The organism is Microbacterium sp. NPDC055683, from assembly GCF_053617895.1.
Map to the genome: position 1 here is coordinate 1 of NZ_JBSHGQ010000068.1, position 10,647 is coordinate 10,647.

Below are 10,647 nucleotides of genomic sequence, written 5' to 3' on the forward strand. Positions count from 1 at the left end.
GGCCCGTGCCGCTCGGCACGGGCCCTCGCGCCGTCGGAACGGGGCGTCGGACGGCTCGACTAGGATGGGAGGACTGCGTTCGCACCGAGCGCCCGACGACCGGAGGCGATGTCCGTGCCCGATGCACCCGTCACGACGCAGTCGACGACGGTCCGCCGTCCGGACGGCGACCTGCTCGTCGCGTGGGCGGCGGTCACCGACCGCGGGCGCAAGCGCGAGATCAACCAGGACGCGGTGCTCGCGCGGTTCCCCCTGTTCGTCGTCGCCGACGGCATGGGCGGTCACATCGGCGGGGAGATCGCGAGCGCGAGCACGATCGCGCGACTCGACGACGTGGTGTCACGCGGCGATCTCCGCTCCGAGACGATCGAGGAGGCCCTGCTCGGCGCGGTCGGCGACATCGGCGATCATCCCGACGCGACCGACGAGGGCACGGGAACGACGGTCACCGGGATCTACCTCGACGACGAGGACGAGCCGGGCTGGGTCGTCCTCAACATCGGCGACTCCCGCGTGTACCTCGACCGCGAGGACTCGCTCGCGCAGGTGACGGTGGACCACTCGCTCGTGCAGGAGCTGGTCGCCGCGGGGCGGCTGAGCCCCGAGGAGGCGGAGAACCATCCCTACGGCAACGTGATCACGCGCGCCGTCGGGCCGAGCGAGAGCGTCGTGCCCGACTACGTCCGGCTCGACCTGCGCGCGGGCGACCGCTTCGTCATCTGCTCCGACGGCCTCACCAAGGAGCTCACCGACTACGGGATCCTCCACTTCCTCCGCGAGAACGCCGATCCCGCGCAGGCCGTGATCGCCATGCTCACGGCGGCGCTCGAGAACGGCGGCCGCGACAACGTCACGATCGTCGTCGTCGACGTGAGCGAAGCGCCGGCCGACACCACGACGGAGCAGCTGCCCGTCGTCGACGCGTCCACAGGCGACGCGACCGCGTAGGGCTCTCCACAGTCCGCGGGAAGCACTGCGGCAGGGCTGCCGCGCCCGCTGAGATGAGGGGATGAGCCCCTCGCGCATCGACGAGCCGATCACGATCCCCGCGCCGGCGCCGCCCGTCCGGAGCGCGCCCTGGCCGCTGTTCGCGTCGGCGGTCCCGCTCGTGGGCGGCGTGGTGATGTGGCTGCTCACGGGATCGATGATCGCGCTGTGCTTCGCGGCGCTCGGGCCCCTCATGGCGGTCGCCGCGATCGTCGACCGCCGCCGCGGGGCGAGACGCGTCCGCCGGCGCGACGCGGCCGCGCGGGCCGAGGAGCTGGCGCGCATCCGCGACGTCATCGATGCGCGCCACGCGCGCGAGCGTGAGGAGCTCGAACGGCGATGCGTCGACCTGGGCGCGCTGCTCGCGGACGATCGCCGCATCTGGCGCGTACCAGGTCGCGAGCTCGTCGTCGGCCGGGGCGATGTCTCCAGCCGCGTGCGGGTCGCCGGCGGGACGGACGACGAGGACGTGTCGGACCTGCACGCGCACGCCGAGACGATCGCGGACTCGCCCATCGCGATCGACGTCGCCGACGGCGTCTGCGTGCGCGGGGACGACATCGTCGCGCGTGCCGTCGCGCGCGCCCTCGTGCTGCAGCTGTGCCTGCGTCTTCCTCCCGACGCCCTGCACGTCGCGGGATGCGCGTCGGAGGGATGGACGCGGGGGCTGCCGCACGCTCGCCCAGCGCCGCGCGCCCTCAGCATCGGGTTCGCCTGCGCCGGGGAGACGACGCCCGCCGGAACGGACGCCGTCGTGGTCGCGATCGGGCCCGACGAGCCGGTGCCCGCCACGTGCGGGGTCCTGATCGAGGTGGAGGCCGGTCTCCGCGGTCGCCTGATCCGCGGGGCGGAGACGCGCGAGATCGCGCTCGAGGCCGTGGCGGCGGCGCAGGCGGAGGCTGCGGCGTCGACGCTCGCCCGGCGACCACTCGCCACGGCGGACGCACACGATCCGCTCGTCGCGCTGTCGGCGCTCGACCCCGCGCCCGCCGCTCCCGTCACCCTGCCCGCCGTCATCGGCACGGCGGCCGGAGCGCCCGCCGTGGTCGACCTCGTCGCCGACGGACCGCACGCGCTCGTCGTCGGCACGACGGGGGCGGGCAAGAGCGAGCTGCTCGTCACGTGGGTCGCATCGATGGCTCGGGCGTATCCGCCCGAGCGCGTCGTCTTCCTGCTCGCCGATTTCAAGGGCGGAACCGCGTTCGACACCCTCGCCGGGCTGCCGCACACGACGGGGGTTGTCACCGACCTCGACCCCGGTTCGGCCCGTCGAGCCGTGGAGAGCCTGCGCGCGGAGATCCGCCGCCGCGAGCAGGCGCTGGCGGCGGTCGGAGAGCGCGACGTGTCCTCGGGGCGCGCCGGGCTGCCGCGTCTCGTCATCGTCGTCGACGAGTTCGCGGCGCTGCTCCAGGACCACCCCGACCTGCACGCCGTGTTCGCCGACGTGGCGGCGCGGGGGCGGGCACTCGGGATGCACCTCGTGCTCGGGACGCAGCGTGCCACCGGCATCGTGCGCGACGGCCTCGTCGCGAACTGCCCCCTGCGGATCGCGCTGCGCGTCGCCGAGAGCGCCGAGAGCCGCGCGGTCATCGGAACCGACGACGCGGCCCTTCTGCCGGGGGACGACGCGGGGCGCGGCCTCGCCTACGTGCGGCGGGCATCCGATGCGAGCCCCCGTCTCACGCGGATCGCGCTGTCGTCGCCCGACGACGTCGCGCACGTCCCGGGGCCGACGACGGCTCCCCGCGGGCCCTGGCTGCCGCCGCTCCCGTCCCGCGTCGCCCTGCACGACATCCCCCGCGAGGCGGTCCCCGACGGGGCGATCGTGCTCGGCATCGCCGACGAGCCGGCCGAACAGCGCCAACCGCCCGTGCTCCTGCGCCCCCGGATCGACCGCGGCATCCTCATCGTCGGCGGCCCCGGCTCCGGACGCACGACGGCCGCCCGTCTCGTCGTCGCGCAGCACCCGGATGCGGTCGTCGTCCCCGCGGATGCGGAGGCCGCCTGGGACGCGATCGAGAGCGCCGAGCGCCGGGCCCCCGGCGTGCTCGTGATCGACGACGTCGACATGCTCCTCGCCCGGTACCCCAACGAGCACGCTCAGGCGGTCTCCGCGCGCATCGAGAGCCTCATCCGGGAGGCGGGCGACCACGGGATGACGACCGTCCTCACGACGGCGCGCATGACGGGTCCCGTCGCGCGCATCGGCGATCTGCTGCCTCGTCGCGCGCTCCTCGCCACGGCGTCGCGGATCGATCACGCTGCGGCGGGTGGAGACGGCGGCGCGTTCGATCCCCGGCGGCCGCCGGGGCGCGCGATCCTCGACGGGGTCGAGATGCAGTTCGCCCTGGGCCCGGCGGTCGCCGAGACGCCCGTCGTCGATGCGCCGCGCTGGCGTCCTGAGGCGCCCATCACCGCTTTCGTCGCCCGATCAGCGCCGCATCGAGGCGCCGCCCTCCAGGCCGCCTGGGGACGGGGCGTCCGCCTCGTCGTGCTCGAGGAGCTGCCGGCAGGCGGCGGCCTCGCGCAGCTCGCCGGTCCGATCCCCGTCGTCGTCGCGGGGGATCCCGAGTCGTGGCAGCGGCAGTGGTCGCTGCTCCAGGAGGCGAGGGCGAGGTGCCCGCTCGTCATCGGCGCAGAGTGCGCCGCCGAGGTGCGCGCCCTCACGGGCGACAGGGAGCTGCCTCCCTACGCCCGCACGCGCGCGTCGCGCGCATGGCTCTACGCGGAGGGCCGAGCCGCCGAGCGGATCGTGCTGCCGTGACCGAGCGGGCCGTCGTGACGGATCAGGCGACGGCGCGGATGCGGCCGACCTCGCGTCCGCCGCCCGAGACGGAGAACAGCGGATGGCCGTCCGCGAACTCCGCGACGGCCTGCGCCGACAGCGCACCGGCGCGGGCGAGCAGCGTGAGGGCGACGAGGACGCCGACGCGCGTCGAGCCGTCGAGCGTCTTCAGGACGACCGTCGTGCCATCCGGGGCGACCATGATCTGGACCCCCTCGGCGCCGTACTTCGAGAAGACGCCGAACGTCTCGATCGCGACGGTGTCGGGACGCCCCGGTCCGTCCACGGCCCAGGGGTTGTCGCGGACCGCCCGCACGAGCGCCCCCGCCACGCGGTGCATGGCGAACGGCGACCTCTCGGAGGAGCCGCCGATGCGGTGCACGGCGCGCGCGAGCCCCGTGAGCGTGAGCGCGTGGACGGGCGCACCGCAGCCGTCCACGACCGTCGCGCCCACGCGCTCGCCTGCGAACCTCTCGACGACGTCGCGGATGTGGGTCTGCAGAGGGTGGGCGGGGTCGAGGTACGAGTCGAGGTCCCAGCCGTTCGCCGCCGACGCCATCAGCATGGCGGCGTGCTTGCCCGAGCAGTTCATGCGCACGCGCGCCGGCTCGAAGCGCTCGCGCACGAGCGCGTCGCGCGTGGCGCTGTCGGACGGCCACTGCGCGGGGCAGCCGAGTGCGTCCTCGCTGAGCCCCACGGCGCCGAGCATGTCGCGGACGACGGCGGCGTGGCGGTCCGTGCCCGTGTGGCTCGCGGTCGCGAGAGCGAGCCGCTGGCCCTCCAGCTCGGCCCCCGCCGTGACCGAGCCGATCGCCTGGAACGGCTTCAGCGCGGAGCGCGGGAGTACGAGCGCGTCGGCGCGGCCGAGCGATGCCACGGTCTCGCCCGCGGCGTCGAGCACGACAGCGGCCCCCGCGTGCCGCGACTCCGCGAACCCGCCGCGGTCGACGACCGCGAGCTCGACGGCATCCTGGACGGAGAAGGTCTCGGCACTCACCTCACAACCCTACCCAGCCCGCGCCGACCGCCTGGCAGACTGGACGCATGCCCGGAGAACACCGCTACGCCCTGACCGCCACGTGGACCGGCAACCGGGGGACCGGCACCTCGGGCTACCGCGACTACGATCGCGCCGTGACGCTCACGGTGGCGGGCAAGCCCGACGTGCTCGCGTCGGCCGACACGCCGTTCCGCGGCGACGGCTCGCGCTGGAACCCCGAGGACCTGCTCCTCGCCTCGCTCTCCGAATGCCACCTGCTGTCGTACCTGCACGCCTGCGTCGTCCGAGGCGTCGTCGTGACCTCGTACGTCGACGACGCGACCGGTGTCATGCGCCAGGAGGGCAACGGCGGCCGCTTCGAGAGCGTGACCCTGCACCCGCGCGTGACGGTGGCCGACGCGTCGATGGTGGCGGACGCGATCGCGGCGCACGACGACGCGCACGAATGGTGCTTCATCGCGAGCTCCATGGCGTTCCCCGTGCATCACGAAGCCGAGGTCGTCGTCGGCTGAGCCCCGCGGGCGCCTACAGGCGCTCGTGCGGCAGGGCGCGCTTGATCTTCTCGAGCGTGTTGCCGGCCGGGAGCTCGTTGTACGTGCCGGCGAGCGCCTGGCCGGAGAGCTCGTGGATGGCGGCCATGATCTGATCCGTGGCGGCTCGCCGCGCCCTGCCGGAGGACGCGGGACCGTGCACGGAGACGTCGATCGGCTCGCCGAAACGGACCGTCGCGCGTTCGCGGAACGACGGCATCCGCGCGCCGACCGGCATGACCCTGTCGGTCCCGATCAGTCCGATCGGGACGACGGGGGCGCCGCTCTCCAGGGCGAGATAGGCGACGCCCGTCCGGCCCTTGTAGAGCCGGCCGTCGCGCGAGCGGGTTCCCTCGGGGTGCAGCGCCACGGCCGCACCCGTGGCGAGGATCTCCTTCTGGCGTTCGAGCGCGTCGAGCGCCGCCTGGCCGGCCGCGCGATCCACGGGGATGGCGCCCACCGCGGTGAAGAACGTGCGCGACGCCCATCCCTTCAGCCCCGAGCCGGTGAAGTAGTCGGACTTCGCGAGGAAGTGGACGGGGCGAGGCGCGGCCGCGATCGGGATGACGATGGAGTCGATGAACGACAGGTGGTTGCTGGCGAGGATGACCGCGCCCTCGCGCGGGATGTTCTCGCGGCCCTCGACGCGGGGACGGTAGACAGCCCGGGCGAGGGGGGCGAGGATCATCCTGCCTGCCGTGTAGACCCAGCTGGGACGGACGGGCGCCGTCCGCTCTGCGGTCGGCTGGGCGTCATCGGTCATCCCTCCAGGGTACCGGCGACGTATGCCGCGCCGGGAATCGGCGGGCGCCGGAGCGTGTCCAGCCCACGCAAAGGCGGAATCGGGGAGGATGGGGACGACAACCCCGATGAATGAGGTCTTCGTGCGCGTGCGCTCCCTTGGTCTGCTGTCCACCGTCGCCGTCGCGGCGCTCGCCCTCGCGGGGTGCGCGTCGTCGGGAGACGCCGAGACCGACGCGGAGGCGACGGCGGCGCCCGCCGACCTGTGCGCATCGGTCGCTCCGACCGGAGACGCGGTCGAGTCGGTGACGGTCGATGGCGAGGTCGGAGAGCCGTCGACGGCGACCTTCGAGACCGGGGTCGAGATCCCCGAGCTGCAGAGCCTGCAGATCGCGGAGGGCGACGGCGATGCGCTCGAGTCGGGGCAGTACGTGAACTACGCCATGTCGGCCTACGACGCCGACACCGGCGAGGAGCTCGGCGTGCTCGGCTACGAGGAGGGCGAGCTGCTCCCCTCGCAGATCGCGCCCGAGTCGCTCGGTCAGTACATCGGATGCGCCACGACCGGCTCCCGCTTCGTCCTCGCCTTCCCCGCGTCGACCGACGCGACGACGGGCACGGAGACCGCGGGGCAGATCTACGTCTTCGACGTGCTGGGGACCACGCCGACCGCGGCATGGGGCGCCGACCAGGAGCCGGTCGACGGCATGCCCGTCGTCGAGCTCGCCGAGGACGGCACGCCGACCGTGACGCTGCCCGAGGGGCTCGAGACGCCGGACGCCACCCAGCTCGAGACGCTCAAGCTGGGCGACGGCACGACCGTCGCGGAAGGCGACACCGTCATGGTGCAGTACACCGGTGTGAAGCTGTCCGACGGCTCGGTCTTCGACTCCAGCTGGGAGGCCGGCACGCCCGCCACGTTCCAGACGACGGGCGTCGTCGACGGCTTCCGCCAGGCGCTCGAGGGGCAGACGGTCGGCTCGCAGGTCGTCGTCGTCATCCCGCCGGCCGAGGGGTACGGCGAGGGCGAGATCAACGACACCGACCTCGTCGGCGAGACGCTGATCTTCGTCGTCGACATCCTCGCGACGCAGCACGCCGCGTGATCCGGCCGTGAAGCGCGTCATCGTCCTCGGCTCGAGCGGCTCCATCGGAACCCAGGCGCTCGACGTCATCCGCGCCAACCGCGACCGCTTCGAGCTCGTCGGCCTCTCGACGGGGTCGAAGACCGATGTGCTCGCCGCGCAGGCGGCGGAGTTCGGCGTCGTGCACACGGCGCTCGGAGCCGATGAGGCGGCGAGCCTCGTCCGCGAGGTCGAGGCCGACGTCGTGCTGAACGGCATCACGGGCTCGGTGGGACTCGGTCCCACCCTCGCCGCGCTCGAAGCGGGGCGCACGCTCGCGCTCGCGAACAAGGAGTCGCTCATCGTGGGCGGCGAGCTCGTCACGCGGATGGCGCGGCCCGGTCAGATCGTGCCCGTCGACTCCGAGCACTCCGCGATCGCGCAGGCGCTGCGCGCGGGGGAGCGCGGCGAGGTGCGGCGGCTCGTCGTCACCGCGTCGGGCGGGCCGTTCCGGGGCCGCTCCCGCGCGGAGCTCGCCGACGTGACCCCCGCGGAGGCCCTCCGGCACCCCAACTTCGAGATGGGCCGCGTCATCACGACGAACTCGGCGACGCTCGTGAACAAGGGGCTCGAGGTGATCGAGGCGCACCTGCTGTTCGGGATCGCCTACGACCGCATCGACGTCGTCGTGCATCCGCAGCAGCTGATCCACTCCATGGTGGAGTTCCACGACGGGTCGACCATCGCCCAGGCCGGCCCGCCGCGCATGCTCGTCCCGATCGCGCTCGGGCTGTCGTGGCCGGAACGGCTGGCCGACGTCGACGTGCCGATCGACTGGACGGCGGCGCAGACCTGGGAGTTCGCGCCGCTCGACGACGAGGCGTTCCCCGCCGTGCGCCTGGCGCGGCGGGCGGGAGAGGCGGGGACGACCCATCCCGCCGTGTACAACGCCGCCAACGAGCAGGCCGTCGAGGCGTTCCACGACGGCCGCCTGCCGTTCACCGGCATCGTCGACACGGTCGCGGACGTGCTCGACCGGCACGAGGCGCCCGCGGAGCTCTCGCTCGAGGCACTCTCCGACGCCGAGGCCTGGGCCCGTCGCACCGCCGACGCGCTGATCGCCGCGCGCTGAGGTCGCGCGCCGCCATCACGACGGCGGCAGGCAGTGGTCGTCGGCCCTCGCGGTCGGCGCGGTGGCGTCGGACGGGCCGGTGCCGCGGGATGGCGCGGTGCGGGTTCGCGCTGTTGGTGCGGGTTCGCGCCGTTGGTGCGGGTGCGCGCTGGCGGTGAGGGTGTCCCACGCACTGCTGTGCAGGGCGTGCATTGCTGTGCGGGGCGTGCACCGGGCTCGGGGTGAAAGCGCGGTGGGGCGGGATGGCGTCGTGCGGGTTCGCGCTGTTGGTGCGGGTGTCCCACGCACTGCTGTGCAGGGCGTGCACTGCTGTGCGGGGCGTGCACCGGGCTCGGGTGAAAGCGCGGTGGCGTCGGACGGTCCGGTGCCGCGGGATGGTGCGGTGCCGTTCGGGCTGTCGGTGCGGGTTCGCGCCGTTGGTGCCAGTGCGCGCTGCCGGTGCGGGTGTCCCACGCACTGCTGTGCGGGGTGTGCATTGCTGTGCGGGGCGTGTACCGGGCTCGGGATGAGAGCGCGGTGTGTCGGGATGGCGCGGTGCGGGTTCGGGCTGTTGGTGCGGGTGCGCGCCGTTGGTGCGGGTTCGCGCTGGCGTCGCGGGTGTCCCACGCACTGCTGTGCGGGGCGTGCACTGCCGTGCGCGGCGTGCACTGCTGTGGCGGGCGAGGAGCGTGCCCCGGCGCCCGCCCGTCAGCGGCGTTCCGCCCGCCCGTCAGTCCGCGTACGGGACGGGCCAGGCGGAGTCGGGCACGGCCCATCCGGCGTCGCGCAGGGCGCGGCGCGCGAGCTCGCGGGCGGAGTAGGGCGTGCGCACGCCCTTGATGTCGCGGTAGTCCTGGTGGCCCGGGCCCGCCCAGAGGATCGCGTCGCCGGGGCCGACGAGCTTCACGGCCTCGACGATCGCACGCTCTGGCGGCGAGAACTCGTGGATCGGATGGCCGGCATCCGCCGCGCGCGCGCCCTCGAGGAGCATGGCCCGGATGGCGGCGGGATCCTCGTGACGGGGGTGATGATCGGTGATGACGACGATGTCGCTGCCCTCGACGGCGGTGCGGCCCATGTCGTGACGCTTCGTCTTGTCGCGGTCGCCGTCGGCGCCGAACAGCATGAGCACCTTGCCCGGGGTGACGCGGCGCACGGCGGCGAGCGTCTTCTCGAACGCGTCGGGCGTGTGCCCGAAGTCGACGTAGACGGCGGGGCCGTCCGGACCCGACACGAGCTGGGTGCGACCGGGCAGGGAGGCGCGGATGGCGCCGTCGCGGTCGAGCGCCTCGACGATGCGGTCCCACGCGTACCCTGCCTCGAGCAGCATGACGATGGCCGTCCCGGCGTTCGAGGCCATATGGGGGCCGATCACGGGGACCGTCGTCGAGAGGGCGCGACCGTCGGGGCCGGAGAGCGTGAAGCGCGTGCCGCTCTGCCGCTCCTCGTCGATCGAGACGATCCAGTCGGCGCCGGCGGCGACGTCGGGGTCTGCGGCGATCGACGGGGCCGAGATCGTGACGACGGGGATGGACGACCGCCGAACGTACTCGAGGCCGGGCGCGGAATCGAGCGAGATGACGGCACGGCGCGCGCGCTCCGGCGTGAAGAACGCGGCCTTCGCCTCGAAGTACTCGTCCATGTCGGCGTAGTCGTCGAGGTGGTCGTGCGTGAGGTTCGTGAACGCGGCGACGTCGAACACGATGCCGTCGACGCGGTGGCGCGTGAGGGCCTGCGCGCTGACCTCGACCGCCACGGCCTCGACGCCGCGCTCGCGCATGAGAGCCAGCAGCGCGTGGAACTCGCTCGCCTCCGGGGTCGTCAGACGCGAGACGATGACCTCGCCCGCGATGTGCCGCTCGGCGGTCGACGAGAGCCCTGTCACGACGCCGATCTGCGTGAGGAGGCCGTCGAGGAGGTGGGTGATCGAGGTCTTGCCGTTGGTGCCGGTGGTGCCGAGCAGAAGCGGCAGCTCGTCATCGGGCCCCGTGCCGTACACCCAGGCGGAGAGGTCGCCGAGCACGGTGCGCGGGCTCTCGACGACGACGGCGGGGAGCCCCGTCGGCGCCGCGATCTCTGCGCCCTCGGCATCGGTGATGATCGCGACGGCGCCCTTCTCGGCGGCGGCTGCGGCGAACTCCGCACCGTGACGGTTGACACCGCGGATGGCGACGAACGCCTCGCCCGCGCGCAGATCGGCGGTCGCGAGGGTGATGCCGGTGAGAGAGACCCCCTCCGCGTCGCCCCTCAGCTCGCCGCCGACGCGCGCAGCGAGGTCGGCCAGCGCGCGGACGGGCGGGTGCTCGGGCCGCAGGACGGGGGGCAGGTTCGAGGGCGTCGCAGACATCCCCTTCATCGTCTCACGGACGGCGGCACGTGCCCCGTGCGGGGCGGCGACGCGCCGGGTCGGACGCACGCAGGGCGGGGCG

8 protein-coding genes are annotated in these 10,647 nt (G+C 73.9%); 5 read left to right on the plus strand and 3 right to left on the minus strand.

What is annotated here, in order from left to right; translation table 11 throughout:
* The first annotated feature begins 114 nt into the window (after nt 1-114).
* A complete protein-coding gene (locus ACWGPF_RS17000) occupies nt 115-948 on the plus strand; it encodes a PP2C family protein-serine/threonine phosphatase (protein ID WP_452333913.1) in 834 nt (277 codons plus the stop codon).
* Between the two features lie 61 nt (nt 949-1,009).
* Nucleotides 1,010-3,751 (plus strand): FtsK/SpoIIIE domain-containing protein, encoded by a 2,742-nt coding sequence (locus tag ACWGPF_RS17005; protein WP_452333914.1) that lies wholly within the window; start codon nt 1,010-1,012, stop codon nt 3,749-3,751.
* 22 nt (nt 3,752-3,773) lie between these two features.
* On the opposite strand, the gene ACWGPF_RS17010 is transcribed toward ACWGPF_RS17005, so the two are convergent.
* On the minus strand, nt 3,774-4,769 hold the full coding sequence (locus ACWGPF_RS17010; RefSeq protein WP_452333915.1) for an asparaginase: 996 nt from the start codon (nt 4,767-4,769) through the stop codon (nt 3,774-3,776).
* Nucleotides 4,770-4,816: 47 nt separating this feature from the next.
* On the opposite strand from ACWGPF_RS17010, the gene ACWGPF_RS17015 reads away from it, so the two are divergent.
* Nucleotides 4,817-5,284, plus strand: coding sequence for an OsmC family protein (locus tag ACWGPF_RS17015; RefSeq protein WP_452333916.1), 468 nt, complete (start codon nt 4,817-4,819; stop codon nt 5,282-5,284).
* Nucleotides 5,285-5,297: 13 nt separating this feature from the next.
* Here the strand turns inward: ACWGPF_RS17015 and ACWGPF_RS17020 are convergent, their stop codons facing one another.
* Nucleotides 5,298-6,065 carry a lysophospholipid acyltransferase family protein gene (locus ACWGPF_RS17020; RefSeq protein ID WP_452333917.1) on the minus strand — a complete coding sequence of 256 codons (768 nt, stop codon included), beginning with the start codon at nt 6,063-6,065 and terminating at the stop codon, nt 5,298-5,300.
* A 106-nt stretch (nt 6,066-6,171) separates the two neighbouring features.
* On the opposite strand from ACWGPF_RS17020, the gene ACWGPF_RS17025 reads away from it, so the two are divergent.
* Complete coding sequence (locus ACWGPF_RS17025) at nt 6,172-7,149, plus strand: FKBP-type peptidyl-prolyl cis-trans isomerase (protein ID WP_452333918.1); 978 nt, start codon at nt 6,172-6,174, stop codon at nt 7,147-7,149.
* Between the two features lie 7 nt (nt 7,150-7,156).
* The gene (gene dxr / locus ACWGPF_RS17030) at nt 7,157-8,239 is read left to right on the plus strand and encodes a 1-deoxy-D-xylulose-5-phosphate reductoisomerase (protein ID WP_452333919.1); all 1,083 of its coding nucleotides are present in this window, start codon (nt 7,157-7,159) and stop codon (nt 8,237-8,239) included.
* Between the two features lie 709 nt (nt 8,240-8,948).
* On the opposite strand, the gene ACWGPF_RS17035 is transcribed toward dxr, so the two are convergent.
* Nucleotides 8,949-10,565 (minus strand): Mur ligase family protein, encoded by a 1,617-nt coding sequence (locus ACWGPF_RS17035; RefSeq protein ID WP_452333920.1) that lies wholly within the window; start codon nt 10,563-10,565, stop codon nt 8,949-8,951.
* Nucleotides 10,566-10,647 lie beyond the last annotated feature (82 nt).